The 26,649-nt window shown below is 70.8% G+C and carries 26 protein-coding genes and 2 pseudogenes; 10 read left to right on the forward strand and 18 right to left on the reverse strand.

Features of this window, described 5'->3' with window-relative positions:
* Positions 1-94 precede the first annotated feature (94 nt).
* From AB0D85_RS05200 to AB0D85_RS05230, 7 genes and pseudogenes are all read right to left on the reverse strand, one after another.
* Positions 95-1,105: an SDR family oxidoreductase gene (locus AB0D85_RS05200; protein WP_362313825.1), complete on the reverse strand. Its 1,011-nt coding sequence runs from the start codon at positions 1,103-1,105 to the stop codon at positions 95-97.
* A gap of 65 nt (positions 1,106-1,170) precedes the next feature.
* Entirely contained in the window at positions 1,171-1,773 is a 603-nt protein-coding gene (locus AB0D85_RS05205) for a winged helix-turn-helix domain-containing protein (RefSeq protein WP_362313828.1), read from the reverse strand.
* Positions 1,774-2,104: 331 nt separating this feature from the next.
* Entirely contained in the window at positions 2,105-3,055 is a 951-nt protein-coding gene (locus AB0D85_RS05210) for a hypothetical protein (RefSeq protein WP_362313831.1), read from the reverse strand.
* A 74-nt stretch (positions 3,056-3,129) separates the two neighbouring features.
* Positions 3,130-4,161 carry a glutamine synthetase gene (glnII, locus tag AB0D85_RS05215; RefSeq protein WP_362313834.1) on the reverse strand — a complete coding sequence of 344 codons (1,032 nt, stop codon included), beginning with the start codon at positions 4,159-4,161 and terminating at the stop codon, positions 3,130-3,132.
* Between the two features lie 300 nt (positions 4,162-4,461).
* Entirely contained in the window at positions 4,462-5,142 is a 681-nt protein-coding gene (locus tag AB0D85_RS05220) for a hypothetical protein (protein WP_362313837.1), read from the reverse strand.
* Positions 5,143-5,262: 120 nt separating this feature from the next.
* A complete protein-coding gene (locus tag AB0D85_RS05225; RefSeq protein ID WP_362313840.1) occupies positions 5,263-5,631 on the reverse strand; it encodes an arsenate reductase family protein in 369 nt (122 codons plus the stop codon).
* Between the two features lie 205 nt (positions 5,632-5,836).
* Positions 5,837-6,229: pseudogene (locus AB0D85_RS05230) on the reverse strand (helix-turn-helix transcriptional regulator); the annotation flags it as partial.
* Positions 6,230-6,530: 301 nt separating this feature from the next.
* Here AB0D85_RS05230 and AB0D85_RS05235 point away from each other — a divergent pair.
* Both AB0D85_RS05235 and AB0D85_RS05240 read left to right on the forward strand, forming a co-directional pair.
* Entirely contained in the window at positions 6,531-6,845 is a 315-nt protein-coding gene (locus AB0D85_RS05235; RefSeq protein WP_362313843.1) for a hypothetical protein, read from the forward strand.
* 195 nt (positions 6,846-7,040) lie between these two features.
* A pseudogene (locus AB0D85_RS05240) lies at positions 7,041-8,418 on the forward strand (DUF2252 domain-containing protein).
* A gap of 1 nt (position 8,419) precedes the next feature.
* On the opposite strand, the gene AB0D85_RS05245 reads toward AB0D85_RS05240, so the two are convergent.
* Positions 8,420-9,136 (reverse strand): alpha/beta hydrolase, encoded by a 717-nt coding sequence (locus AB0D85_RS05245; RefSeq protein ID WP_362313846.1) that lies wholly within the window; start codon positions 9,134-9,136, stop codon positions 8,420-8,422.
* A gap of 230 nt (positions 9,137-9,366) precedes the next feature.
* Between AB0D85_RS05245 and AB0D85_RS05250 the strand changes: the two genes are divergently transcribed.
* The gene (locus tag AB0D85_RS05250; RefSeq protein ID WP_362313849.1) at positions 9,367-9,654 is read left to right on the forward strand and encodes a hypothetical protein; all 288 of its coding nucleotides are present in this window, start codon (positions 9,367-9,369) and stop codon (positions 9,652-9,654) included.
* 18 nt (positions 9,655-9,672) lie between these two features.
* On the opposite strand, the gene AB0D85_RS05255 is transcribed toward AB0D85_RS05250, so the two are convergent.
* The 8 genes from AB0D85_RS05255 to AB0D85_RS05290 all read right to left on the reverse strand — a co-directional run bounded on the left by AB0D85_RS05255 (position 9,673) and on the right by AB0D85_RS05290 (position 16,511).
* Entirely contained in the window at positions 9,673-10,257 is a 585-nt protein-coding gene (locus AB0D85_RS05255) for a hypothetical protein (RefSeq protein WP_362315167.1), read from the reverse strand.
* Between the two features lie 2 nt (positions 10,258-10,259).
* On the reverse strand, positions 10,260-11,180 hold the full coding sequence (gene htpX, locus AB0D85_RS05260) for a zinc metalloprotease HtpX (RefSeq protein WP_362313852.1): 921 nt from the start codon (positions 11,178-11,180) through the stop codon (positions 10,260-10,262).
* A gap of 147 nt (positions 11,181-11,327) precedes the next feature.
* A complete protein-coding gene (locus AB0D85_RS05265) occupies positions 11,328-11,585 on the reverse strand; it encodes a hypothetical protein (protein WP_362313855.1) in 258 nt (85 codons plus the stop codon).
* Positions 11,586-11,646: 61 nt separating this feature from the next.
* On the reverse strand, positions 11,647-12,888 hold the full coding sequence (locus AB0D85_RS05270) for a cytochrome P450 (RefSeq protein ID WP_362313858.1): 1,242 nt from the start codon (positions 12,886-12,888) through the stop codon (positions 11,647-11,649).
* The gene (locus tag AB0D85_RS05275; RefSeq protein WP_362313861.1) at positions 12,885-13,868 is read right to left on the reverse strand and encodes an amidohydrolase family protein; all 984 of its coding nucleotides are present in this window, start codon (positions 13,866-13,868) and stop codon (positions 12,885-12,887) included. The genes AB0D85_RS05270 and AB0D85_RS05275 overlap by 4 nt, the downstream gene beginning before the upstream one ends.
* Positions 13,865-14,752, reverse strand: coding sequence for an NAD(P)-dependent oxidoreductase (locus AB0D85_RS05280; RefSeq protein ID WP_362313864.1), 888 nt, complete (start codon positions 14,750-14,752; stop codon positions 13,865-13,867). The genes AB0D85_RS05275 and AB0D85_RS05280 overlap by 4 nt, the downstream gene beginning before the upstream one ends.
* On the reverse strand, positions 14,749-15,087 hold the full coding sequence (locus AB0D85_RS05285; protein ID WP_362313867.1) for an antibiotic biosynthesis monooxygenase family protein: 339 nt from the start codon (positions 15,085-15,087) through the stop codon (positions 14,749-14,751). The genes AB0D85_RS05280 and AB0D85_RS05285 overlap by 4 nt, the downstream gene beginning before the upstream one ends.
* A 242-nt stretch (positions 15,088-15,329) precedes the next feature.
* Complete coding sequence (locus AB0D85_RS05290; protein WP_362313870.1) at positions 15,330-16,511, reverse strand: Ig-like domain-containing protein; 1,182 nt, start codon at positions 16,509-16,511, stop codon at positions 15,330-15,332.
* A 607-nt stretch (positions 16,512-17,118) separates the two neighbouring features.
* Between AB0D85_RS05290 and AB0D85_RS05295 the strand changes: the two genes are divergently transcribed.
* A complete protein-coding gene (locus tag AB0D85_RS05295; RefSeq protein WP_362313873.1) occupies positions 17,119-18,165 on the forward strand; it encodes a glycoside hydrolase family 19 protein in 1,047 nt (348 codons plus the stop codon).
* A gap of 125 nt (positions 18,166-18,290) precedes the next feature.
* Here AB0D85_RS05295 and glnA read toward each other — a convergent pair whose 3' ends face one another.
* A complete protein-coding gene (glnA, locus tag AB0D85_RS05300; RefSeq protein WP_362313876.1) occupies positions 18,291-19,700 on the reverse strand; it encodes a type I glutamate--ammonia ligase in 1,410 nt (469 codons plus the stop codon).
* Between the two features lie 211 nt (positions 19,701-19,911).
* Here glnA and AB0D85_RS05305 point away from each other — a divergent pair, with 211 nt between their 5' ends.
* Complete coding sequence (locus tag AB0D85_RS05305) at positions 19,912-20,379, forward strand: RDD family protein (RefSeq protein ID WP_362313879.1); 468 nt, start codon at positions 19,912-19,914, stop codon at positions 20,377-20,379.
* 82 nt (positions 20,380-20,461) lie between these two features.
* On the opposite strand, the gene AB0D85_RS05310 is transcribed toward AB0D85_RS05305, so the two are convergent.
* Complete coding sequence (locus tag AB0D85_RS05310; RefSeq protein WP_362313882.1) at positions 20,462-22,093, reverse strand: FAD-dependent monooxygenase; 1,632 nt, start codon at positions 22,091-22,093, stop codon at positions 20,462-20,464.
* 213 nt (positions 22,094-22,306) lie between these two features.
* Here AB0D85_RS05310 and AB0D85_RS05315 point away from each other — a divergent pair, with 213 nt between their 5' ends.
* The 5 genes from AB0D85_RS05315 to AB0D85_RS05335 are packed head-to-tail and all read left to right on the forward strand — an operon-like array spanning position 22,307 to position 26,649.
* Positions 22,307-23,377, forward strand: coding sequence for a SchA/CurD-like domain-containing protein (locus tag AB0D85_RS05315; RefSeq protein ID WP_362313886.1), 1,071 nt, complete (start codon positions 22,307-22,309; stop codon positions 23,375-23,377).
* A gap of 53 nt (positions 23,378-23,430) precedes the next feature.
* On the forward strand, positions 23,431-23,844 hold the full coding sequence (locus tag AB0D85_RS05320; RefSeq protein WP_362313889.1) for a cupin domain-containing protein: 414 nt from the start codon (positions 23,431-23,433) through the stop codon (positions 23,842-23,844).
* On the forward strand, positions 23,841-25,109 hold the full coding sequence (locus AB0D85_RS05325) for a beta-ketoacyl-[acyl-carrier-protein] synthase family protein (protein WP_362313892.1): 1,269 nt from the start codon (positions 23,841-23,843) through the stop codon (positions 25,107-25,109). Before AB0D85_RS05320 ends, AB0D85_RS05325 begins: the two co-directional genes overlap by 4 nt.
* Positions 25,106-26,350, forward strand: coding sequence for a ketosynthase chain-length factor (locus tag AB0D85_RS05330; protein WP_362313895.1), 1,245 nt, complete (start codon positions 25,106-25,108; stop codon positions 26,348-26,350). The genes AB0D85_RS05325 and AB0D85_RS05330 overlap by 4 nt, the downstream gene beginning before the upstream one ends.
* 47 nt (positions 26,351-26,397) lie before the next feature.
* Positions 26,398-26,649 carry an acyl carrier protein gene (locus AB0D85_RS05335; protein ID WP_362313898.1) on the forward strand — a complete coding sequence of 84 codons (252 nt, stop codon included), beginning with the start codon at positions 26,398-26,400 and terminating at the stop codon, positions 26,647-26,649.

Here is a 26,649-nt window from a genome sequence, read left to right on the forward strand (position 1 = left end):
GAGGGGGTGGTGCCAGATACACCCCGGGGACATGAAGCGCCCCCGAAGGGGCGCGGGGAACTGCGCGACCAGCCCCCACCGGCCCGCAGACGGATCACGACCCGAACTCTGAAACTCCAAGTACCCGATTCTCGACATCCGGGGAGAGCCCCACGGCCGTACGGTCCGCCCGCACCGGCGCCGTACCGCCGATCTCCCGCAGCCAGCGCCACGTGTCGGCCACGGTCTCCGATGCCGGGCGGCACGTCAGGCCCGTGGCCAGCGCCCGTGAGACGTCCACCCGGTGCAGGCCGTCGTAGTACTCGCTGTCCGGCGGCACCCACACCGGCAGCTGGGTCCAGGGCTCGATCCCGGCGGCGAGGATCGACTCCGCTTCCGTCCAGCGCAGTTCGGCGTCCGAGCCGGTGGCGTGGGCGCAGGCGGTGAGCAGCTCGCCCATCGTGGTGCGGCCGGGCGGGCCGACCAGGTTGTAGGGCCCGGACAGGCCCCGCTCGACCGCCCCCAGGGTCCACTCGGCGAGGTCGCGGGCATCCACGAACTGGACGGGCATCTCACGCGGGCCGGGAGCCAGTACCGGCCCGCCCCGCGCGATCCGGTTCAGCCACCAGGGCAGCCGGCCGACGTTCTCGTACGGGCCGAGGATCAGCCCGGCCCGTACCAGGATCGAACCGTCCGCCCCGAAGGACTCGACGGCGGCCAGCTCACCGCCCCGCTTGTCCCGCGCGTACTCGGTGCGGTCCGCGTCGGCCGCGGCCCCCGCCACCAGGGGCGCGTCCTCGGTGTAACCGGCCGGCCGGGGCCACTGGTAGACCGAGCAACTGGACACGTACGCGTACCGTCCGGCGCGGCCCCGCAGCAGCCGCGCCGTCTCCCTCACCGCCCGGGGCGCGGCCGACCAGGTGTCGACGACCGCGTCCCACCCGGTGCCGTCGGCGAGGGCGGCGAGACCCTCGGGAGCGGTGCGGTCGCCGTGCAGCGACCGCACCCCCGGCGGGGGCCGGTGGCGGCCCCGGTTGAAGACGGTCACCTCCCAGCCGCGCCCGACCGCCGCCTCGACGACGGCCCGCCCCACGAACTCCGTACCACCCAGCACGAGAAGTCTCATGCCGGTGATCGTGCCCGGACGGGGCGGCGGACGTAACGGCGCTCTGCCGAGGGCAGAGCGGCCCGTCATCGGCCGGTCGGCGGGGTGTACTTGTAGCCGACCCGGCGGACCGTCTGGATCGCGCCACGGTGCTCCGCGCCGAGCTTGCGGCGCAGCCGGGCGACATGGACGTCGACCGTGCGGCCGTCGCCGACATGGCCGTAGCCCCAGACCGTGGTGACCAGCTGGTCGCGGGTGTGCACCCGGTTCGGGTACGCGACCAGGTGGGCGAGGAGCTCGAACTCCAGGTAGGTGAGGTCGAGTTCACGCCCGCCGACCTGGGCGGTGCGCTGCACGGTGTCGACGGTGACGAGCGGCCGGGCGCCGGCCGGTCCCGTCGCCGGGTCCGGTTCGGCGGTCGCCTCCGGCTGGTCCGGCCGGTCCGGTACCGCGACCGGCAGGAACGGCGGCTGCTGGTCCGCCGGGACCAGCACCAGGTAGCCGATCATCGGCGGCCGGCCCGGCAGGGCCGGCAGGGTGTGCTGCGGGGCGGGCAGCCAGGTGGCGCCCGGCGGCAGGAAGTCGGCCATGTCCACGACCTCGTCCCGGTCGACGGCACGCAGCCGGTGCCGGCCGGGGGAGGAGGGGGCGAGGGCGGAGGCGGGGGAGAGAGAACGAGTGGTCGCCATGAGACGTCAGCTCTTTCACGCGAGGAGTTCGTCGGTCGGGACGACGGCCGCGATTCGTGGTCGGGCGCGCCGGGGAGACGTACTGCGTTTCGCGCTGGCCGAAGGCCGGGGTGTACGGCTTTAGAGGGCCCGCGCGTTCATCGCGCGGCAACACACCCGGTCGAAGTCGTGGTGCTGACGGGAAGGCCAGAAGGGCTCGAGGTCATGGCGACCCGTCGCGGTGTACTTCTGGAAGCTGGCCATGCGCCCATTGAAGCAGACACAGCCCGGAAACAGGACCCTTCTCTCACTGCTTGGACGCGTCCCCGGCGTGACGTCGACCTCGCACATCTCATCCCACCAGGCGTTTGTGCCAGGTCAGCCGGGCGAGCTCGATCGCCTTGTCCGGATTGCCGTCCCACACTGCGGACAGCCCGGCGGAGCCGAGCGCGGCGACGACCTGCCGGCCGACGGCGGTGGTGGTCGCGGCGGAACCGTCGAAACCGCCGTAGTAGAGGGTGAGTCCACGGCCCTCGGCCGCGGCGCGGGTGCCCTGGTGGTGGAAGAAGACGAAGCCCCGGGTCGCCCCCGCGTCCTCGGCCTCGGCGCCTATCTCGGTCATCCCGCAGGAGCGGCAGCAGGTGAAGTCCTGGCGGGCGACGACGCCTTCGCGCTCCAGGGCCGCGAACGCGCGCGTCAGCCGGTCCGGGTCGGTGAGCCCGGTCCACGCCCGCTGCTCCGCCAGCCGCTCCACCCAGAGCCGTTCGACGATCTCGCGCGCCTGGGCCGGGGAGACCGGCGGCGCACCGTCCCGGTCGGCCTCCCCGTCGCCGTCCTCCATCAGGTACACGGTCTCCTGCACCAGCCGGTCGATCCCGAGGTAGCCGTCCCGGAGCAGCGTGCGCACATGGTCCTCGGCGCGGGCCGCCACCCCGGGCGCGAGCGCGGGCGTCTCCTCGCGCGGCGGTGTCCCGACCGGCGCCCAGTCCACGCCCGCGTCCCAGCCGTCGTCCTCGTGCGCCCAGTCGACGAGCAGGTCCGCCGCCCGCTCCGGGTCCGTGAGGTCCGTACCGAAGAACTCGTCCGCGCCGCACCGGTGTTCGAGGCGGTAGTCCCCGCCCTCCTCGTGCCACACCTGCGCGAACACGTTCGGCAGGTCCGGGATGCGCTGCGCGACGAGGAAGCGGTTCCCGGCCCCGCCCAGCCCCCGCACCGCGGCCCGCAGCTCGTCCGGCGAACTCCACACGTACGTCTGCCCGTTCTCCGTCCGGGCGTTGACGGCGAGCACCTCGTCGATCTCCATGGCGTCACGATGACATACGAAGAGGGGCGCCCACCGCGTACGGTGGACGCCCCTTCCGAGGAACTGTCCGTGGATCAGACCTGGTCGGCCTTCTCCAGGGCGGAGCAGCAGGTGTCGACGATCAGCCGCGTCACGACGTACGGGTCGACGTTGGCGTTCGGGCGGCGGTCCTCGATGTAGCCCTTGCCGTCCTTCTCGACCTGCCACGGGATACGCACCGAGGCACCGCGGTTGGAGACGCCGTAGGAGTACTCGTTCCACGGGGCGGTCTCGTGCAGACCGGTCAGGCGGTCGTCGATGCCGGCGCCGTAGTTCTTGACGTGGTCGAGCGGCTTGGAGCCCTCGCCGAGCGACTCGCAGGCGGTGATGATCGCGTCGTAGCCCTCGCGCATCGCCTTGGTGGAGAAGTTGGTGTGCGCGCCGGCGCCGTTCCAGTCGCCCTTGACCGGCTTGGGGTCGAGGGTGGCGGAGACGCCGAAGTCCTCGGCGGTGCGGTAGAGCAGCCAGCGGGCGACCCACAGGTGGTCGGAGACGTCCAGCGGGGAGACCGGGCCGACCTGGAACTCCCACTGGCCGGGCATGACCTCGGCGTTGATGCCGGAGATCGCGAGACCCGCCTTGAGGCAGTTGTCCAGGTGCGCCTCGACGATCTCGCGGCCGAAGATCTCGTCGGCGCCGACACCGCAGTAGTAGCCGCCCTGGGGGGCCGGGAAGCCGCCCTCGGGGAAGCCCAGCGGGCGGGAGCCGTCGAAGAAGGTGTACTCCTGCTCGATGCCGAAGATCGGCTCCTGGGCGGCGAACTTCTCCGCGACCTCGGTCAGCGCGGCACGCGTGTTGGAGGAGTGCGGGGTCATGTCGATGTCCAGGACCTCGCACAGGACGAGGATGTCGTCGCCGCCGCGGATCGGGTCCGGGCAGGTGAAGACCGGCTTCAGCACACGGTCCGAGGAGTGCCCCTCGGCCTGGTTCGTGGAGGACCCGTCGAAGCCCCAGATCGGCAGCGCGTCGAGACCGGCGGGGGCACCCGCGATGATCTTCGTCTTCGAACGCAGCTTGGCCGTCGGCTCGGTGCCGTCGATCCAGATGTACTCAGCCTTGAAGGTCACGGGCCACATCCTTCGGGGGTGGGTCGGGCGCACTTGCGGGTGCTGGTTTCCAGTGCTGCGGCGCTACGGCACTGGGGCGCCACCGCTTTCTGCCCGGCAGCCTGTCAACAGGCGATTTCCCGATCATTGCTCGAATGTGAACCCCGTGTTACCTGGTGGTTCTGTGGTGCGACTCACGTTGTGAGGCCGGGGAGGCCGGGGTACGGAGCCCATTTCGGGCGCCGTACGCGGCCGCTTCCGGTCGGCCGCCGGCTGTCCCTCCGTAAGAGCCGGCGGCCTTGTTCCGCTCCGTTCTTCCGGTCAGCCGACCTTCTCGATCAGCGCGCGGCGGATCAGGAACTTGCCCGGCTCCCGGACCTGTTCGAAGGCCGCGTTGTTGAGCAGGGCGCAGCTGCCGGAGACCGAGGTGACCTTCACCGTCGTGGACTTGTTGTTGTCCAGGTTGGTGACCTTCAGTGTGGTCCCGGCCGGGAACTGGTTGCTGGACGCCGCCGGGGCGCCGGCCTCGCCGGAGAGGGTGACGGTCGAGCCCTTGCAGACCTGCTGGCCGGAGGCGGCAGCGGCGCCGCCGCCGGTGGTGCCCGTGGCCGCGCTCTGCGAGGGAGTCGCGGTCTGCTGTCCCGCCTGCGCGCCGCTCGTCGCCTGGGAGCCCTGAGCCGACTCCCCAACGACGCAGCCGGCCGCCTTCTGCTGGACCTGGATCTGCTGGATGACCGCCTGGCGGTTGGCGATCCGGGCCGCCGACTGGGCGTCCGGGTTCGCCTGCTGTCCGGCGATGAACTTCTGGTTGTTGCCGAGGGCCGTGGCCAGCCCCTGGCAGACCGTCGAGTCCGCCGCCGACGACAGTGTCCTGGCGTTCTGCGGGGTCTGCGCGGCGTTCGAGGTGGACGCCAGGGCGAAGGCCCCGCCGCCCGCCACCGCGGCGGCACTGACGAGCAGTGCGATCTTCTTCTTCGTACTGACGGTTCTCCTACGCGACATGCGCGCCTCCTGAGAGAGGTGGGGGAGCGTACGCCGCTATGTACGAGATGCCGAACAGTGTTACTCAGCGGTTACGGGGGTCGCCGAAGTGGCCTGCGTCACAGCTGTGTTGAAGGTTGTTCAGTTCTTGCCCCTGGCCAGCGCTTCTTCCACGGCCTCATTGCTCCGGGCGACGATCGCCGTCCCGTCGTCGGCGGTGATGATCGGCCGCTGGATGAGCTTGGGGTGCTCGGCGAGGGCGGTGATCCAGCGGTCGCGCGCCGCCGCGTCCCGTGCCCACTCCTTCAGCCCCAGCTCCTTGGCGACCGCCTCCTGGGTGCGGGTGATGTCCCACGGTTCGAGCCCGAGCCGGTCGAGTACGGCCCTGATCTCGTCCTCGCTCGGTACGTCCTCCAGGTAGCGGCGGACCGTGTAGTCGGCCCCCTCGGCGTCGAGCAGGCCGATCGCGGTGCGGCACTTCGAGCAGGCGGGGTTGATCCAGATCTCCATGCCGGAAACGGTAGCGGTCAGCCGGTCAGCAGCTGTGTCCCGACGACGTTCAGGAGTGCCAGACGGTTGCCGGCTGGTCATGAGGGAGCGCACGCGAGGGTGGTTTGACTCGATCGTGTGCTGGTCGGCGTCCGGGCTTGCGGTGGCCTGGGCTGTTCGGGGCGTGCGGCTGAGTGGGCTCACCGCTGCTCGGTCCGAAGGAACGGTTGGCGAGCGGCTGGGTCCAGGCGGCGTCGAAGACGGCGACGGGTGTGCCGGTCAGCCGGTCCGGCATGCGGTGGACGCCGGGGCCGATGCGCCGCGGGACCGCGCCGGGACCCGGCGGGGCGAGGCCGGCCGGGCGGAAGAGGTGGGCCCGCTCGTCCTGGGTGAGCCGCAGGGCGCGGGCCAGGGCTTCGACGACCTGGGGCGAGGGCTTGGCGGCGCGTCCCTGTTCCAGCCGGATGATGTAGTCGGCGGAGATACCGGCCGGCTGGGACAGCTCCTCGCGGCGCAGCCCGGCCGCGCGCCTGCGTCCGCCCGCGGACAGGCCGACGGCCTCGGGCGGGACGTGATCGCGCCAGTGACGCAGGGCCGCGCCGAGCTCTGTGGTCGCCATGCCCCCCGATTGTGCCCAGGGGGCGTTCGCCTGTCCTGGTACTGCGGTTCCCGGGGAAACACGGGGACGGCGTCGGCGCCGGTGCCCGAGTCATCGCCGCGGGCCGCTCTGTTCGAATTTCCGGAGGTGCTGCGCGGGCCTCTCGTGTCCATCCCGTCCCATCCGAAATACCCTGCTCCACCTGGGATGTTGATGTCCTTTCGGGCTGCCTGAATGTCAGTGGTCGCCAGTACACTGGAAGCAGTGTTCGAGAGGGTCGCCGGGGTGTCCGGGGGCACTCTGACCGCGACAGGAGGATGCCTTGCCCGCTGCCGCACTGAAGCCGAAGCCGTTGCCGAGCCAGTCCACCGCCAAGCGTGCCGTCCTGCTCGACTCGCCCTACGCACCGGCGGAGAAGCGCCCGCTGCCGGCCGGGCGGCCCCGCGAGTGGTACGTCACGCACAACCGCCGCCTCAAGGCCATGCGCCTCGCCATCGCCCTGCTCGACTCCGGCGTCTACCTGCCCAACCAGGCGCGCAACGAGACGATACGGAGCACGGCGGAGAGCGTCGGGATCCACCCGCCGTCGGACACGACGTGCCACATGGTGCGGGCGCTGATGCGTTACTCGCGGTGAGCCGGTGGTGCCGGGTGCCGTGTGTCTGCACGGCGCCCGGTGCCTTTGCCCGCACAGCTCCCCGCGCCCCTTACGGGGCGTCCGGTGGGTTCCCCGTCACCTGTTCGCCGGGCTCCGCATGCGGGTGGCCCGGCGTGTCGCTTTCACTGCGATCAGCAGGTGAAGGAGGGAGCAGTCGACCGAGGGGAGCGACGTATGGCCACACCCACCGACCGTGCCGCCCGTGGCAAGGCCGCCCGTAAACGTGCCCCCCGCTCCGCGCACCGCTTCTGGCTGCCGTCCGTGGACCGGCCCGAACCCGTCGCCGTACTGGAGCGGCAGGGCCGTGACCGGGTGCCCGAGCTGCTGCCCATCCGGTACGGGCGGATGGCCGGCTCGCCCTTCGCGTTCCTGCGCGGCGCGGCCGCCGGTGGGGGCACCTCCCGCTCGAGCGAAGCCGAGAGTGGGGGAGGCCGCCGACCTCGCCGCCCAGCCGCACACCGGGCTCACCGTACAGCTGTGCGGGGACGCCCATCTGCTGAACTTCGGGCTGTACGCCTCCCCGGAGCGGAGCCTGGTCTTCGACCTCAACGACTTCGACGAGACGTTCCCCGGGCCCTTCGAGTGGGACGTCAAACGGCTCGCCGTCTCCGTGGCCGTCGCCGCCCGCGAGAACGGGCACAGCGATGTGGAGGCCCGCGGCGCGACCCGCGCGGCCGTGGCCGGGTACCGGACGGCCATGCGGCGGCTGGCGGGACTCGGGGAGCTCGACGTCTGGTACGAGCGGATCGACGTCGGCAGCCTGCTGCCCCTGGTCCGCTCCACGCGCCGCCGCTGCCGGCTCGAGGACAGCCTCGCCCGCACCCGGCGCCGCACCAGCCTGCACGCGCTCGGCACACTCACGGAGGTGGTCGGCGGACGGCGCCGCATCATCCAGGACCCGCCGCTCCTCGAACCCGCCGGCGCGTCCGACATGGCCTCGCTGCGCAAGATCTTCAGCGACTACCGCTCCACCCTCGCCGAGGAACGCCGGCTCCTCCTGGACCGCTACCGCTTCGTCGACGCCGCCCGCAAGGTCGTCGGCGTCGGCAGTGTCGGCACCCGCTGCTTCATCGTGCTCCTGGCCGGCCGGGACGCCGACGACCCGCTGTTCCTGCAGATCAAGGAGGCCCGGACGTCCGTACTGGAGCGGCATCTGCCGAGCGGGCCGTACGCCCACCCGGGCCACCGGGTCGTCGCCGGGCAGCGGCTGCTCCAGGCCGCCGGGGACATCTTCCTCGGCTGGACGACCGGCCCCCAGGGCCGCGCCTTCTACTGGCGTCAGCTGCGCGACATGAAGGCCTTCGCCGAGGTCGCGGCCATGGACCCGAAGGGCCTGCGCGGCTACGTCGCCCTGTGCGGTACGACCCTCGCCCGCGCCCACGCGCGCTCCGGTGACCGCATCGCCATCGCCGCCTACCTGGGCGGCACCGACACCTTCGACCACGCGGTCACCGACTTCGCCCTCGCCTACGCCGACCAGACCGCCACCGACCACGCCGCCCTCGACGCGGCCGTCACCGCGGGCGTCCTGTCGGCGGCGCCGGGGGTCTGAGTCAGGCGTGCGGCTCCAGGAGCATGGCCGCGAACTCCCGCCGGTCCTCCGGGTGGTCGTGGAACCACAGTCCCAACCGGTGCTCCGCGTCCGGGAGTTCGAAGCGGGAGTAGCGGGAGCCGGTGGCGAGGGCCTGCTGGACGGCCGCGGTGACCGCCGGCGGGATCACCGCGTCCGTGCCCGGGACCGCGAGCACCGAGCGGCCCGCGTAGGTGCGCAGCACCTCGAGTGCGGGGGAGGCGCGCCAGGCGTCCGGGGTGCGGATGAGTTCGGTGAAGCGGCCGGTGCCGTCGCCGAAGGGGAGGTCCCAGGCCTCCGCCGGGTAGACCGCGGGTGAGCAGAGGCCGATCGCCGAGACCCGGTCGCCGTAGTGCCGTACGAGATCCGCGACCGTCTGGCCGCTCATGCTGAAGCCCACCAGGACCAGGGGGCTCTCCGGCGGCACCTGCGCGTCGATCACCGCCGTCGCCTGCCCGAAGCGGCGGCGCAGGCTCAACTCCCGCAGTGTGCCGGTGCTTTCGCCGTGCCCCGAGAAGTCGAAGGCCAGGGCCCGGCAGCCGTGGGCGGTGAACTCCGCCAGCACCGGGCGCAGTCGCTTCTCGTTTCCGTTGCCCGCGCCGTGCAGCAGGACCGCGGTGGGGCCGTCGGCACCGGGTGCTCGCACCCCGCTGAGCCGCTCGCCGTCGTACGCGCACGTGAAATCGATGAGTTCAGCCATGACGCACATTCACGCACGCGTGCGCCGCGCCCGAAAACGGGGTGCACGCCCAGTGACCGTCCGCCTACGCTGGACACGCGTTGCGGAGTCGTCCACCACCGCTTTCCGCAGGGGCGTCCGCACCCCGGGGGCTGGGGGCTACTCTGCTACGCACCGACGGACGGCCGCCCGTCCCCCGCGTGCCGTCGGATCCGTCGACCGCTCACACACCCACGCCACGGAGGCCCGTCATGGGCACCTTTGTCCTATCCGGAACAGTCGTTCTGGTCATCCTCGGATTCGGGAACCACAACTGGTGGCTCGCAGCCGTCGCCCTGCTCTTCCTGTACGTGCAGTACGGGCGGGGCTCGTCGTCGACATCCTCCTCGGGCGGTTCGCCGTCCGGCGGGGGCGGGGGCATGGCCGGCGACTACAAGACGTACCGCGACCGCCGGGACCAGCAGGCCAAGTGGGAGCGCCGCTACCGTCGCGAGCGCCCCATGGAGTCCCGGCGTCAGCAGAACGAGAAGGGGAAGTAGGCGGGTGCTCCCGGCCGGTCAGAGGCCGGGGGCACCCCACACCGGGAACCAGCGGCTGAGGTCCGGCTCGGTCCGCAGGTCGTTCGCGAGCGCCGCCTTCACCTGCAACTCCAGTGCGCTGTCCCGCCGTTGACCGGATCCGGGCAGCGGGGCGAAGGGGTAGAAGGTGCCCCGCTTGTAGAGATAGACGAGCGCGAGCCTGCGCCCGCGCTCGTCCTCGAAGGCGGCCAGGGAACAGAGCAGCTGCGGGCCGAAGCCGTTGACCTCCATCGAGCTGTTCACCGCGTGCAGGTCGTTGACCAGCTGCGGGAGCTGGTCGGGGGTGCGCCGGGAGACCAGCCAGGAGTACCCGTAGTCGTCCTGGTGCAGTTCCACCGGCGGTCCGCTGCGGTCCGCGTCCGCGTCGAGCAGTGCCTGGACCTCCCTGTGCGTCTGTTCGAAGGCCGCGCCCTCCACCGTGGCGAAGCACACCGCGCCCTCGCCGGTCGGCGTGAAGCCGGCCGCGGCCTCCAGGGTCACCGCCGCCGACGGCAGCGCGAACAGCTGGTCGAGGTCGGGTGCGACGGGTTTCGTACGGCCGAGCAGGATGTCCAGGAGCCCCATGCTCACCCGGCCTTCCCGGGCGTCGCCGCCTCACCCAGCTCCGCCGAGATCCGCCCCAGCTGCTCGAGCCGCTGCTCCAGGGTCGGGTGGGTGGAGAAGAAGCGCTCGATGCCGGGTTCCTTGCCGGTCGCCGGGGTGAAGTAGAAGGCGTTGAAGGCCTGGGCGGTGCGCAGGTCCTTGGTGGGGATCCGGGCGATGTCGCCGGACACCTTGGTGAGCGCCGACGCCAGCGCGGAAGGCCGGCCGGTCAGCTGGGCGGCCGCCCGGTCGGCGGCCAGTTCCCGGTACCGGCTCAGCGCCCTGATCAGCAGGAAGCTGATCGCGTACACGGCCGCGGAGACACCCATCACGGCGGCGAAGACGATGGCGGTGTTCTGGTCCCGCCGGCCCCCGCCGAAGAGCTGCGAGTAGAACGCGAACCGCACGATCAGCCCCGCGATCACGCCCAGGAACGACGCGATCGTGATCACGGCGACGTCCTTGTGCGCCACGTGCGACAGCTCGTGCGCGAGCACACCCTCCAGCTCGGCGGGCTCCAGCCGCCGCAGCAGCCCGGTGGTCACACAGACCACGGCGTGATCGGGATTCCGTCCGGTCGCGAAGGCGTTCGGCATGTCCATATCGGACACGGCGACGACGGGCTTCGGCATGTCGGCGATGGCACACAGCCGGTCCACCACCGCGTGCAGCTCGGGATACTCCTCCCGCTCCACGACCCGCCCGTGCATGGCGAACATCGCGATCCGGTCGGAGAACCAGAACTGCGCCACGAACATCGCGCCCACCAGCACCACGACCAGCAGCCACGACTTCAGCAGCACGATCAACGCGGCAACGAAGCCGACGTACAACAACCCGAGCAGGAACAGCGTGATCGTCATCCGCACGGTCAGCCGCCGGTCGCTCCGGAAGCGGCTCTGCATCTTGCATCACCCCGCAGTCAGGCACTCGTCCCGCTGTCCAGTGTGCACCTGTGCGGACCCATGAGGAGGTTCCGAACGTCCCTAGTAGCGGCAAAAGGTCCCTGTGAGCCCCCGGTCCTCTTCCGCCCCCTTCTCATCCGACCCCTTCTAGTACGGCGACCGCGTCTGTATGTACCCCAGCAGCAGGATCACCGCCGCCACGCATCCCAGCACCAGCGCCGTCGACGCCCAGGACGACCGCCGTGGCGTCACCGGGCCGGGGTCCGCCCGGAACGGCGCCGGGTCCGGCGGGTTCTCCTTCCAGCGGGCCGCGAGCATCCGCGCCCGCGCGGACGGTTCCTTGTGCTCGGCCCGGTCGGCCCAGCGCAGGTCGAACTCGCGCTCCTCGTCGTCCTCCGGTGACATGCCGCCCCCCCCGTTTCGAACGCCAGTACCCAGGAACGATACGACGGCGCCCCCGCCCTGGTCACCCGACAGGATCGAGCACGACCGGAAGCTCCGCGAGGCCGCGGAAGGCCGGGAAGGGAACCTCCAGCCATCGCGTCTCGGCGCGGGGGTCGGCCAGAGCCATCCTCGGGAACCGGTCGAACAGGACGGTGAGCGCCAGCTGCATCTCCAGCCGGGCCAGCGGGGCTCCCAGGCAGTAGTGGCTGCCGTGCCCGAACCCGAGATGCGCGTCCTGCCCATGGCCCGGACGCATCACGTTCAACTCGTCCGGGGCGTCGAACTTCAGCGGATCGCGGTTGGCCGAACTGATCGCGACCTGGACCAGGGCGCCCTTGGGAATCCGGGTCCCGCCGTACTCCACGTCCTCGGTCGCGTAACGGAACGTCCCGCTCTCCACGGAGCTGTCGTAGCGCACCAGTTCCTCGACCGCGGCACGCATCAGCTCCCCGTTCTCCCGCACGGCGCGCAGCTGTCCGGGATGGGACAGAAGGTGATGCACGGCGTTGCCGATCATGTAGGCGGTCGTCTTGTGACCCGCGAACATCAGCAGGAACGCCGTGGAGACCAGCTCGTTCTCGGTCAGCCCGCCGTCGCCGTCCCGGACCGCGGTGAGCGCGCTCAGGAGATCGTCACCCGGACGCCTCCGCTTGGCGGCGACGAAATCCGAGAAGTACGTGTGCAGATCCCTCTCCGCCTTCTGCTGGGCCCGCCTGGCCTCCTCGTCGAAGCCGCTCCGGGCCACCGTGTACGACAGGTTCTGCATCCACGACCGCTCCTGGGGCGGTACGCCGAGCAGATCGCAGATCACGATGATCGGCAGCGGGAACGCGAAGGCCGGCAACAGGTCGAAGGGCTCCCGGGCCGGGCACTCGTCGAGCAGGCCCCGAACGACGTCCTGGATCTTCGGCCGCAGAGCCTCCACCCGCCGCAGGGTAAATGCGGAGTTGACCAGCCTGCGCAGCCGCATGTGCTTGGGCCCGTCGGAGTTGAGCATGTTGTCGTCCAGCGCGACGGACGAATCACCGAAGATCCTCCGGTAGGCGTCCATCGCCCCGTACATGTCCTTGCTCAACCGCGGATCCGCCAGGGCGGCCCGCGCGTCCTCGTACCGGGTGATCAGGTACGTCTCGTTGCCGTGCGCCGGTCTCATGGGGCAGACCGGGGCCGCGTCGCGGAGCCGGGCGTAGACCGTGTGCGGGTCCCGCCGGAACTCCGGGGTGCAGCGTTCGGCCGCGGTGACGGCCTCTTGCGTGGTGGTCACGGACGACTCCCGAGGTCGAAGACGGCCTCGGCGTTGCCACCGAGGACGAGCTGCTGCGCCGCCGTGTCGACCGGCAACTTCTCGATCATGCGGATCTGCTCCTCCAGCGGCACGGCCAACGGCGGTGAGTCGGTACCGAACAGCATCCGCTCGGGCCCCAGCACCTCCGCGTTCAGGCTCAGATGCGCCGGACTGCACGGGCTCGTGTCGACGTACATGCGCCGCAGCGCCGCGACCGGGTCGACGGCCGGTGCCCGGGCCGCCGACGGGGCCGGGGCCGCCTCGGGCCGGCCGGAGGGCGCCGCGCCGCCGGCCCAGTGCCGGGGACGCGCCGCCGTCTGCAGACGCTCCGGCAGCAGCGCCATCGCGCCGCCGCCGGTCGCACCGATCAGCCGCAGATCCGGGTACTTGTCCAGCCACCCCGCGAAGGCGATCATGGCCATGCCCATGGTGACGTCGCCGAACCGGCCGATCTGCTCGACGAAGCCCATCTCGTCGACCCGTTCCGTGCCGACCGGTTCGGCCGGGGCGTGTACCAGGACCGGCACCCCCGCCTCCGCGGCCAGCGCGAAGAAGGAGTCGGCGCGCGGGGAGCCGAGCAGCTCCCCGTGGACGCTGGACGTGGTGATCAGACCGACGAAGGCCGGGTCCTCCAAGGTCTCCCGCACCCCGTCGAGGTGATCGTCGTCGCCGAACGGGTTGGCGTACACATAGCCGCGCAACTGGTCGGGGAACCTGGCGATCAGCCCCGACATCCAGGCGTGGAAACGGCGCAGCCGGTCTCGTGGTTGCGCGTAGTTGTCCACGCCCGGTACCCGCGCCATCGCTCCGGCCCCGACGGGGCTGCCGATGATGGTGAGGTCGATGCCGGCCTCGGCGCGAGCGGCGAGCATGCCGTCGACGTCGGTCAGGCTCGGGGGCATGGGGAAGCGTTCGGCCGCCTCCGGCGGGGACAGATGCCCGTGGATGTCGATGATCACGTGTCGCTACCCGGTTTCGGTGTGAGTGCGCGGGTGACCGCGGCACAGTCCTGGTCGCCCAGTCCCTGCTCGGTGGCACGGACGTGGGTCTCTGCCGCGGCGGTCGCCAGCGGCAGACTCAGGCCGACTGCCGCCGCCTGCTTGGTAGCGAGCATGAGGTCCTTCGCCATCAGCCGCAGCCGGAAGTCCGGCTCTTCGAAGCGGCCGGAGCCCAGGCGCCTCGACTTGAACGCCATGACCGGGGAGGCGAAGCCGCTGCCCGCGATGGTCTTGAGGACCAACGTCCGGTCCAGGCCGCAGGCGGTCGCCAGTTCGGTGACCTCGGCCAGGGCCTGCACCTCGATGCCCATCAGGAGGTTGAGGCACAGTTTCATCCGCATGCCGGAACCGAGTGCGCCCAGATGGACGACCTCCTTGCCCAGCGCCTCCAGCAGCGGGCGGCAGGCGTCGAACGCCGGCTCCTCGCCGCCGACGAAGAGCCGCAGCTCACCGTCACGGGCATGGTCACGGTTGCCGAGCATGCCGACGTCCACGACCGAGGGGATGTCTCCGGCGATCTGGAGGACCTCTTCGGGGGAGACGGTGCTGGCGCAGATCAGGACGCCGGGGTAAGGGCCCTTGGACAGGACGCCGCCGGGTCCGCGCAGCACGGAGCCGAGGGCTTCGCCGTCGGCGACGACGCAGATGGCGGCGCTCGTGCCCGCGACGGCGTCGGCGGGGTGCGGGGCGACGAAGGCGCCTGCCTCGGCAAGCGGTTCGGCCCGCTCGGGGGTACGGTTCCAGACCCGGACCTGTGTTCCCCGGTCGAGGAGGCGGGTGGCCAGGCCGGTGCCCATCGTGCCGAGCCCGAGTACGGCGACGGGGCCGTCGGCGGTGCGCGTCATGACGTCACCCCCTGGGTCTCCTTGACGACTCTGAACCGCAGCGACTGCGTCGAGTCGACCCACTGGCGCAGCGGAGCCACCAGCGCGCGGTGCTCCGCGCTCTGCTGCCAGGCGAAGAAGTGCTCGGCCGTCTGCCACTCGCTGGTGATGACCCACTGCCGGGAGCCGTCCACGGGCGCCCCCAGCCGCTCGACGATGTGACCGGGGGTCCGGGCGACGGACTTGCGGAGCTGGTCGTACAGATCCAGGAATCGCTGCTCGCCGCCCTCGATCACTCGGACGGTGAAGACGACGCTCAGCCTGTCGGCGGGCCGGCCGTTGTTCCTCGTGCCCATGTCTCCTCCTGAAGGTGAGATCCGGCAGGACACGACTCCCACGGCCTCATGTCCCCCGTGCGGACGCAACTCCGAATGGGGCACCGGTCAAGGGAGACAAGGGGACAACGGTCTGTGATTGCTCCGTTCGGGGGAGTGACGAGGCGGTGCGTTTCGCCGGCCGCCGGGCGCGGACGGCCGCACCCGAATGGGCGCCGGACCGGGAGCATTCCCAGTGCAGGCGCCCGTGCGGCGAGACGGTGTCAGCCGGTCGCGCTGCCCGAGACCCACTCGCTCCACGGCATGTTCCAGTCGCCGAGGCCGTTGTCCGGGGCCAATGTGGTCTTGTCCGCGGAGTTCTTGACGATCACGACGTCACCGATCATCGAGTTGCCGAAGAACCACGCGGCGGGCTGCCTGCCGTCGCCGCCGCCCTTGACGTCCTTCAGGCCTATGCAGCCGTGGCTGGTGTTGACCTTGCCGAAGACCGAGTCGGCACCCCAGTAGTTGCCGTGGATGAACGTGCCCGAGGCGGTCAGCCGCATGGCGTGCGGTACGTCGTCGATGTCGTACGCGGGCTTGCCGTCCTTCTTCATGAGGCCGACGCTCGCACCGTTCATGTGGGTCTGCCCGAACTTCTCGGAGATGACCATCCGGCCGTTGTACGTCGGGTGCTCGGGGCTGCCGGACGAGATCGGGATGGTTTTGATCGCCTTGCCGTCCCGTACGACGGTCATCTGCTTCGTCCCGGCGTCGACCGTGCTGATCTGGCTCCGGCCGATCTTGAACGTGACCGTCTTCCGGATGCCGTGGCGGGTGAGCTTGACGGTGACGGTGGAGCCGGGCTTCCAGTAGTTCTCGGGGCGGAAGTCCAGGCGGTTGTCGTTGAACCAGTGACCGACGATCCGCTGCCCGCTGCTGGAGCTGACCTGGATCTGGGACTCCACGGCGGCCTTGTCGCCGATCGCCTTGTCGAAGGAGACCGTGACCGGCATTCCCACGCCGACGGTCGAGCCGTCCTCGGGGGAGAGGTGCCCGATGAAGTCGTTGGCCGGAGAGACCGTGGTGATCGTGGCGTTCCCCGTGACGGAGCGGCCCTTGGCGTCCTCGGCATCTGCGGCGACCTGGTATCTGGCGGCCCGCTCCAGCCGGCCGTTCGACGTCCAGGACGTGCCGTCCGCGGACAGGGTGCCCGGAATCTCGGCACCGGTCGCGACGGCGGTCATGGTCACCTTGGTGAGCGTGCCGTTGCCGACCGTGACCTTGACGGGGTCGTTGATTCCGACGCCGTGGGCACCTTGCCCGGGCGTGATCTTTATTCGGGCGTCGGAGGCGTCCTGGGCGGCCGCCTGATTCCCGGTGGTGTCGCCGCTGGTGGCAGCGTTGCTGGTGCCGCCGAGGGCCGTGAGTGCGAGTGCGCCACCGAGTACGCCGGCCGTAGCCATCAGCCTGGTGTGTCGCTTACCTGGTGTGATCAAACGCTTCTCCCATGCCACTGGTCGTTGAATCCCTGGAGCGGGTTACCGGAGGAGTGGCAACCGGCATCAAAGAACCATTTTTATGCGTTCATGCATCTCAAATGGACCAATTGTGGCGAACTCCACGCGCCGAGAGGGCTTCGCCATGGCGACACGGAGGCGAGGACCTCGCCGCGACCGACACCCGGCCCGCCATCGGGCCGCGGTCGGGGTCCTGGCCGCGCGGTGGATCTGCGGATCGCAATCCCGGCGGACGTCCTGGATCGGCGGCCACGGCTCCGCAGGCGGGATCCGGGCGAGCGCCGTGCGTGATGTCGGGAACACGTCGAGGCCGCGGGCGGGCTCGCCCCTGTCGGAGTCCGCACTGATCCCCGGTACGAACCGGGCCGGGTCGAGCCGCGGGGCAAGGGAAGTGGGCATTGGTCATGTCCTCATAAGAGTCCTCGCCTGACCCTTGACTGGTCTGGACCAATCGCGCTTTGCTGCTGGGGTCACCACTCACCCCCTACCTCTGGAGTGGCAGATGAGCACAGCCATGCCCGGCGAGCCTCGCAAGCGTCCATATGGCAGGTGCATGACAGTCCTGCTGACCGTCCTGGCCTGCCTCCTGGGCGCGTTCACCGTCCTCGGCGCCGCGAGCCCCGCGACAGCGGCGGACTGCGCCGCGGCCTGGAGCTCCGGCGCGGTCTACACCGGCGGCATGACCGCCTCCTACAACGGCGACAACTGGCAGGCCAAGTGGTGGACACAGGGCGAGACGCCCGGAGTCGCCGCGGTCTGGGCCGACCAAGGAGCCTGCGGTGGCTCCAGCGGGGGAGGCACCGGCGGCAGCTGCAACTACCCCGCCTGGGTGGCCGGACAGTCCTACACGACCGGCGCCATCGTGCGGTACACCCCCAACGGCCAGTACTACATCGCCACCCACGACAACCCCGGATACGACCCCACCATCAGCACCTGGTACTGGTCCCCCTACACCTGCACCGGGGGCTCCGGCGGAGGCGGCACGGGCGGATTCGTGGTCAGCGAAGCCCAGTTCGGCCAGATGTTCCCGAACCGGAACTCCTTCTACACCTACAGCGGCCTGGTGGCCGCGCTCGGCGCCTACCCCGGATTCGCCACCACCGGCAGCACCACCGTGCAGAAGCAGGAGGCCGCGGCGTTCCTGGCCAACGTCGACCACGAGACCGGCGGCCTCGTCTATGTCAACGAGGTCGACCAGTCCGGGAACTACTGCGCGAGCGAGCCCTACGGCTGCCCCGCCGGCACCTACGCCTACTACGGACGCGGCCCGATGCAGCTCAGCTGGAACTTCAACTACAAGGCCGCCGGCGACGCCCTCGGCGTCGACCTGCTGGACAACCCCGGCCTGGTTGCCTCCGACTCGGCGATCTCCTGGAAGACCGGCCTGTGGTACTGGAACACCCAGACCGGCCCCGGCACGATGACCGGACACAACGCCATGGTCAACGGCGCGGGCTTCGGCGAGACCATCCGCAGCATCAACGGCAGCATCGAGTGCAACGGCGGCAACACCGCCGAGATGCAGGACCGCGTCAACGACTACCTCGCCTTCACCTCCATCCTCGGCGTCCCCGCAGGCTCCAACCTCACCTGCTGACCGCCACCCATGGGAACGTCCGATGACGAGGGCAGTCCCGAACATGCGTCGGTGCAGGTCAACGAACTGTTGACCTGCACCGGCACACTCCGCTCATACCCGCATCTCTGCAGGTCGGAATCGACTTACACGTCGAAGTACAGCTCGAACTCGTGCGGGTGCGGACGCAGCTGCAGCGGGGCGATCTCGTTGGTGCGCTTGAGGTCGATCCACGTCTCGATCAGGTCGGGCGTGAAGACGTCACCGGCGAGCAGGAACTCGTGGTCGCGCTCCAGGGAGTCGAGAACGGCCGGGAGCGAGGTCGGGACCTGGGCGACGTTCGCGTGCTCCTCGGGAGCCAGCTCGTAGAGGTCCTTGTCGATCGGCTCGGCCGGCTCGATCTTGTTCTTGATGCCGTCCAGGCCCGCGAGCAGCAGGGCCGAGAAGGCGAGGTACGGGTTGCCGGAGGAGTCGGGCGCGCGGAACTCGACACGCTTGGCCTTCGGGTTCGAACCCGTGATCGGGATACGCATCGCGGCGGACCGGTTGCGCTGCGAGTACACCAGGTTGATCGGCGCCTCGAAGCCCGGGACCAGACGGTGGTACGAGTTCACCGTCGGGTTGGTGAAGGCCAGCAGCGACGGGGCGTGCTTCAGGATGCCGCCGATGTAGTAGCGGGCGGTGTCCGACAGACCCGCGTAGCCGGCCTCGTCGTAGAAGAGCGGCTGGCCGCCGGTCCACAGGGACTGGTGGACGTGCATGCCCGAGCCGTTGTCGCCGAAGATCGGCTTCGGCATGAAGGTCGCGGTCTTGCCGTTGCGCCAGGCCACGTTCTTCACGATGTACTTGAAGAGCTGCAGGTCGTCCGCCGCGGCGAGCAGCGTGTTGAACTTGTAGTTGATCTCCGCCTGGCCGGCGGTGCCCACCTCGTGGTGCTGGCGCTCGACCTGGAGGCCGGACTTGGCCAGCTCCAGGGAGATCTCGGCGCGCAGGTCGGCGAAGTGGTCGACCGGCGGGACGGGGAAGTAGCCGCCCTTGTAGCGGACCTTGTAGCCGCGGTTGTCCTCGAGGGCACCGGTGTTCCAGGCGCCGGCCTCGGAGTCGATGTGGTAGAAGCTCTCGTTCGCCGAGGTGGCGAAGCGGACGCTGTCGAAGACGTAGAACTCGGCCTCGGGGCCGAAGTACGCGGTGTCCGCGATACCGGTCGACGCGAGGTAGGCCTCCGCCTTCTTCGCCACGTTGCGCGGGTCACGGGAGTACTGCTCGCCCGTGATCGGGTCGTGGATGAAGAAGTTGATGTTGAGCGTCTTGTCCCGGCGGAACGGGTCCACGCGGGCGGTCGACAGGTCCGCGCGCAGCGCCATGTCGGACTCGTGGATCGCCTGGAAACCACGGATCGACGATCCGTCGAAGGCGAGCTCCTCGTCCGGGTCGAACGCCTCGACGGGCAGCGAGAAGTGCTGCATGACGCCCGGCAGGTCGCAGAAACGGACGTCGATGAACTTGACGTCCTCGTCCGCGATGAACTTCTTGGCCTCGTCGGCGTTCTGGAACATCCAGCTCCTCCTACTCCCGGCCGTTCCCGTGCCGGGGTGGTAGTTCGTTCGTGCGGCCAGTGCGGTGGCACACGCTGTCCTCGACACTAGGGACGGGTGATTTCTCGGGCGTGACCCATTTGTTTCGCTGAAGTTAACCGGCCCTGTTCCACCGTAGCCCCCGGACACCCCGCCGGAACAAGGGCGCACACCCGCGCAGTACCGTTGACGGGTGGACAACAGGCAAGCAATCGGATCGTGGCTCTCCGGACCCCGCGCGGCCATGGAAGAGGCGGGCGCGGAGTTCGGGTACCGGGGCGAGCAGCTCGGTCTGCCGGAGCAGGGACCGGGCTCCATCGCCCGCCCCGGCAGGCGGCTCGGTGCGCTGGCCGTGGACTGGGCGCTGTGCGTCCTGATCGCATACGGCCTGATCACCAAGGGCAACAGCCCGGCCACCAGCAACTGGGCGCTGCTCATCTTCTTCGTCCTGGGCGTCCTCACCGTGGGCACGCTCGGCTACACGCCGGGCAAGCGGCTGTTCGGCCTGCGGGTGGTGGGCGTCGGGACGGGCCGGGTACAGCCGCTGCGCGCCCTGGCCCGCACGCTCCTGTTGTGCCTCGCGATCCCGGCGCTGGTGTGGGACCGGGACGGCAGGGGGCTGCACGACCGGCTGGCGAGGACGGTCGAGGTCCGTATCTGACTGCGGGTGCGTGGGGGCTGGTCGCGCTCACGCGGCGGTAGCCGCATATCGATACAGTCCCGCGCCCCTGACGGGGCGCCTTTCACCTCTTCCGCAGTACCTGCCCCAGTACCTCCCGCAGTTCCGCCTCCGCGTCTCCCTCCGCCGGGCCCGGGGAGCGCCAGGCCACGTAGCCGTCGGGGCGTACCAGTACCGCGCCGTCCGCCGTCGTGCCGTGGGCCGTCGCCCAGTCGGCGTCCTCAGTGTCGTACACAAGATCCCCCGCCGCCCCGATGCCGTACGCGTCCAGTCGTACCCGCTCCGTGTCCGCGATCCGGCGGGCCGCCGTGTGCCAGGCCGAGCCCGCGGAGCTGAGCAGGACCAGTGAGCGCTCGTAGAGGTCGAGGGTGGAGACGCGTTCGCCCGCCCGGCGCAGCCACAGATGCGGCGCCCGGCTGCCCGGCTGCCCCGTCAGGTTCATCCCGTCGGGGACGACCGGCTCCGCCGGGTCCGCGCCCAGCACCGCGCCCTTCGGGTAGCGGTAGCCGAGGACGATGTTGAGGATGCCGCCGCGGTTGCCCGCGCCGATGCCGGGGGCCGGTGCGAAGCCGGGGTGGCTGTGTTCCACCGAGCGGGCGGAGGCACGGGCGCTGGTGGCGAGGGCGACCGGGCGGCGCTCGGCGTCGTAGGAGTCCAGGAGCCCCGGGCCCGCCCAGCCGTCGAGGACCGCCGCCAGCTTCCAGGCCAGGTTGTGGGCGTCCTGGATGCCGGTGTTGGAGCCGAACGCGCCGGTCGGGGACATCTCGTGCGCGGAGTCGCCGGCCAGGAAGACCCGCCCGGACGAGTACCGTTCGGCGACCCGCTCGGCCGCCCGCCAGGACGCGCGGCCGGTGACCTCGACATCCAGGTCGGGGACGCCCACGGCACGGCGGATGTGCCGGGTGAGCCGCTCCTCGGTGAACTCGTCGAGGGTTTCGCCGCGTTCGGGGTGCCAGGGGGCGTGGAAGACCCAGCGCTCCTTGTTGTCGACGGGCAGGAGCGCGCCGTCCGCCTCGGGGTCGGTGAGGTAGCAGCAGATGAAGCGGCGGTCCCCGACCGTGCCCGCCAGCAGCTTGGAGCGGAAGGTGATGCTGACGTTGGCGAACAGGTCGCCGGGGCCCGTCTGGCCGACGCCCAGACGGCCCCGGACGGGGCTGCGCGGGCCGTCGGCGGCGACCAGGTAGTCCGCGCGGACGGTGTACATCCGGTCGGAGTCACGGTCGCGGACGTACGCCGTCACTCCTTCGGGGTCCTGTTCGAAGGACTCCATCTCGTGGAAGTAGCGCAGCTCGCCGGTGAGGGACTCGGCCGATCGACGGAGCACGGGTTCGAGGTCGTTCTGGCTGCACAGGCACCAGCCCGTCGGGCTGAACCTCGCGAGTCCGCCGCCGGGGTCGATCTCCTTGAACAGCCAGTCGCCGGCGTCGCCGACCAGCGTCGGGGTCTGCAGGATGCCGTGGTTGTCGGCGAGGAGTGAGGCCGCGGTCCTGATGTCGGCCTCGATGCCGGCCTTCCGGAACAGCTCCATCGTGCGCACGTTGTTGCCCCGGCCGCGTGGATGGATCGAGGTCCCGGAGTGTCTCTCGACGAGCATGTGCCGTACGCCCAGTCGGCCCAGGAAGAGGGACATGGACAGGCCCACGAGGGAGCCGCCCACGACGAGGACGGGGACCTGGTGATCGGTTTTCCGGTGCATCGGGCACTCCAGAGGCGGGTGGTGGTGCGTCAGGTGCGTCGGAACTTCCATGCCCCTTCCGGGCCCCTCCGGCAGGGGTTCCGCGTGCTCAATCACCCACCTGGTTCACGCGAGTCGCGCACTTCGAAGGACCGGCACAGGATCAAGAAGCGCTGACGCCGCGTCATCGGCGAAGGCGCCCGCCGCTGCCCCCGCGAAGGAGATGTGCGAAGCATGACGACGATCTCGGAAAAGGTTTCGAAAAACCCGAGCCGAACGACCCGCCCGGTGTCGAAACGGGTCTCCCAGTCCGTCTTCGACGGCTCCCGGCTCCGGGTCGTCCTGCTGGTGGACGTCTACGACGGCGCACAGCAGCAGTTCCTGGAGGCCTACGAGCAGCTGTGCAACCAGGTCGCCCAGGTGCCCGGCCATGTCAGCGACCAGCTCTGCCAGTCGATCGAGAACCCCTCGCAGTGGCTGATCACCAGCGAGTGGGAGAGCGCCCCGCCGTTCCTCGCCTGGGTGAACAGCGAGGAGCACGTGGAGATGGTGAAGCCGCTGCACAACTGCGTCCGCGACACCCGGTCGCTGCGCTTCCACGTCGTCCGCGAGACCGGCGGCCCGTCGGCGGACGCCGTGCGCGTCCTGCAGGCCGAGCCGCGGATGGGCGACGGAGTGATCCGGCACGCGCTCACCTTCACGGTCCGGCCCGGCAGTGAGGCCGAGGTCGCGAGGATCCTCGCGGACTACGCCTCGCCCGAGGCGAAGGTCGACGACGCCACCCGGCTCTGCCGCACCTCCCTGTACATGCACGGCAACCGGGTCGTGCGGGCCATCGAGGTGCGCGGCGAACTGATGGCCGCCCTGCGCCATGTCGCCCGGCAGCCCGAGGTACGGGCCGTCGAGGAGGCCATCAACCCCTACCTGGAGCAGGAGCGCGACCTCAACGACCAGGAATCCGCACGGGTGTTCTTCACCCGGGCGGCGCTGCCGGCCGTCCACCACGTCAGCGCCGACGAGCTGGCCGAGGGCGAGCGCCACGCGCTGTACTACCCGGCCCGCCCCGGCTGCGGGATGCGGCTGGCCGAGCTGCTCGCGCAGCACGACGAGGCCGCGGCCGAGGACCCGGCGAGCCCGGTGCTGCACAGCACGATCTTCCAGCGCGACGACGTCGTCGTACGGCTGGTCGAGCACCGGCCCGGCACGCCCGTGGACGCCACCCCGGCCCGTGCCCTGACCGCCCTGCTGGACGGCGACGCGGTGCGGATGCAGCTGATCACCGACCGCCGCTCGCCGGACGCCTGACCCCGACCACCGCCGCATCAGACCACGGCATCACATTCACGGAGGAGTACGTGATGAAGCCCATTCCGAAGATCGTGGACCTCAGCGAGGTCGAGCCCAACACGCGGCGTGGCGGCGATCTGCGCGCCATGCTCACCCCCGCCACGGTGGGCTCCACCAGCGGTTTCCTGGGTGTGGCCATCGTGCAGCCGGGCGACCGCATCGCCGAGCACTACCACCCGTACTCCGAGGAGTTCGTGTATGTCGTCTGCGGCGAGCTGGAGGTCGACCTCGACGGCGAGCCGCACCCGCTGCGGCCCGAGCAGGGGCTGATGATCCCCATCAACATGAAGCACCGCTTCCGCAACGTGGGCGATGTCGAGGCGCGGATCGTGTTCCACCTCGGCCCGCTGGCCCCGCGCCCGGCCCTGGGCCATGTCGACACCGAGGAGACGGAAGCCGTCGCCGTGGGGCAGGTCCGGTCGTGACCCGGCGCGTGGCGGTTACGGGCATAGGCATCGTGGCTCCGGGGGGTGTGGGCGTACCGGCGTTCTGGGACTTGCTCGCCGCCGGCCGGACCGCGACGCGCGGCATCACCTTCTTCGACCCCTCCGGCCTCCGGTCGCGGATCGCCGCCGAGTGCGACTTCGACCCGGCGGCGCACGGCCTGGACGCCGAGGAGATCGAACGGGCGGACCGGTACATACAGTTCGCCCTGGTCGCCGGTGACGAGGCGGTCCGGGACTCCGGTCTCGACCTGGGCCGGGAGGATCCCTGGCGGGTCGGGGTGTCCCTGGGGACCGCGGTGGGCGGCACCACCCGCCTGGAGCACGACTACGTCCTGGTCAGCGCCGCCGGCCGGCACTGGGACGTGGACCACCGGCAGGCGGGACCCCAGCTGCACCGGGCGTTCTCCCCGAGCACCCTCGCCTCCGCGGTGGCGGAACGATTCGGCGCCCAGGGTCCGGTACAGACCGTCTCCACCGGCTGCACCTCGGGCCTGGACGCCGTCGGCTACGCCTTCCACACCGTCCAGGAGGGCCGCGCCGACATCTGCATCGCCGGTGCCTCGGACTCCCCGATCTCACCCATCACCATGGCCTGCTTCGACGCGATCAAGGCCACCTCACCGAACAACGACGACCCCGAGCACGCCTCCCGCCCCTTCGACAACCGCCGCGACGGGTTCGTCATGGGCGAGGGCGGCGCGGTGCTCGTCCTGGAGGAGGAGGAGCACGCCAAGGCCCGCGGCGCGCACATCTACTGCCTCCTGGAGGGCTACGCCACCTTCGGCAACGCCTACCACATGACCGGACTCACCAGCGAGGGCCTGGAGATGGCCCGCGCCATCGAGACCGCCCTGGACCACGCCCGCCTCGACCCCACCGCCATCGACTACGTCAACGCGCACGGCTCCGGCACCCGGCAGAACGACCGCCACGAGACCGCCGCCGTCAAGAAGGCGCTCGGACAGCACGCGTACTCGACGCCCATGAGCTCCATCAAGTCCATGGTGGGCCACTCGCTCGGCGCCATCGGCGCGATCGAGGTGGTGGCCTGTGTGCTCGCCCTGGCCCACCAGGTCGTCCCTCCCACCGCCAACTACGAGACCCCCGACCCCGAGTGCGACCTCGACTACGTGCCGCGCGTCGCCCGCGAACGGCCCCTGAGCGGTGTCCTGTCCGTGGGCAGCGGGTTCGGGGGCTTCCAGTCCGCGGTGATCCTGACCCGGCCGAGAGGAAGGACACGATGAGCGAACCCCATTCTCGGCGGGCGGCTGTCACCGGCATCGGTGTCGTAGCGCCCAACGGAACCAGCACCGAGACCTTCTGGAAATCCGTCCAGGAGGGCCGCAACGTCCTCGACAAGGTGACCCGCGACGGCTGCGAGCACCTGCCCATGAAGGTGGCCGGAGAAGTCCGCGACTTCGACCCGGCGGCCGCCGTCGAGGAACGCCTCATCGTCCAGACCGACCGCTTCACGCACTTCGCGATGGCCGCGGCCGACCTCGCCCTGGAGGACGCCCGGCTCGGCCGCGCCGACACCGACGGCTCGCCGTTCGACGTCGGTGTGGTCACCGCGGCCGGCTCCGGCGGCGGCGAGTTCGGCCAGCGCGAGCTCCAGCAGCTGTGGGGCAAGGGCAGCCGGTTCGTCGGCCCCTACCAGTCCATCGCCTGGTTCTACGCGGCCAGCACCGGCCAGATCTCCATCCGGCGCGGCTTCAAGGGCCCCTGCTCGGTGGTCGCCGCCGACGAGGCCGGCGGCCTGGACGCCCTCGCCCATGCCGCCCGCGCGGTGCGCCGGGGCACGGACGTCATCGTGGCCGGCTCCACCGAGGCGCCGATAGCTCCGTACTCGGTGGTGTGCCAGCTCGGCTACGAGGAGCTCAGCCGGGAGGCCGACCCGGCCCGCGCCTACCGCCCGTTCACCGAGCAGGCCTGCGGATTCGTGCCGGCCGAGGGCGGCGCCATGCTCGTCGTCGAGGACACCGGCTCGGCCCGGGAACGCGGACTGCCCGTGCGGGCCACCCTCGACGGACACGCGTCGACCTTCACCGGGGCCTCCCGGTGGGCCGACTCCAGGGCCGGGCTCGCCCAGGCGATCCGCGGCGCCCTCGCCGAGGCCGGCTGCGCCCCGGAGGAGATCGACGTGGTCTTCGCCGACGCCCTCGGCGTACCGGAGGCCGACCGGGCGGAGGCGCTGGCCATCACCGACGCCCTCGGCGCGCACGGCAGACGCGTGCCGGTCACCGCACCCAAGACCGGGATCGGCCGGGGCTACTGCGCGGCCCCCGTCCTGGACACCGCCGCCGCGGTGCTCGCCATGGAACACGGGCTGATCCCGCCCACCCCGGGCGTCTTCGACATCTGCCACGACCTCGACCTCGTGACCGGCAGCGCCCGCGCCGCCGCACCACGTACGGCGCTGGTCCTCAGCCGGGGACTCATGGGGTCGAACTCGGCACTCGTGCTGCGCCACGGCGCGGCCGGGTGATCCGGACAACCAGCTGCTGACCGGCAGCGAAGGAAGAAGGAGTTCCTATGAGCATCACCGTGGACGAACTGTCCCAACTCATGAAGAAGGCCGCCGGCATCACCGTCTCCCCGGCCGACCTGCAGGACCGGGCCGACAGCGGCTTCGACGCCTTCGGTGTCGACTCGCTCGGCCTGCTCGGCATCGTCGGCGAGCTGGAGAACCAGCACGGCGTGCCGATGCCGGTCGACGCCGAGCGGTGCAGGACGCCGCGCCAGTTCCTCGACCTCGTCAACAGCGCCATGCCCGCGGGAGCCTGA

It is taken from the genome of Streptomyces sp. NPDC048277 (assembly GCF_040652235.1).
Taxonomy (GTDB): Bacteria; Actinomycetota; Actinomycetes; order Streptomycetales; family Streptomycetaceae; genus Streptomyces.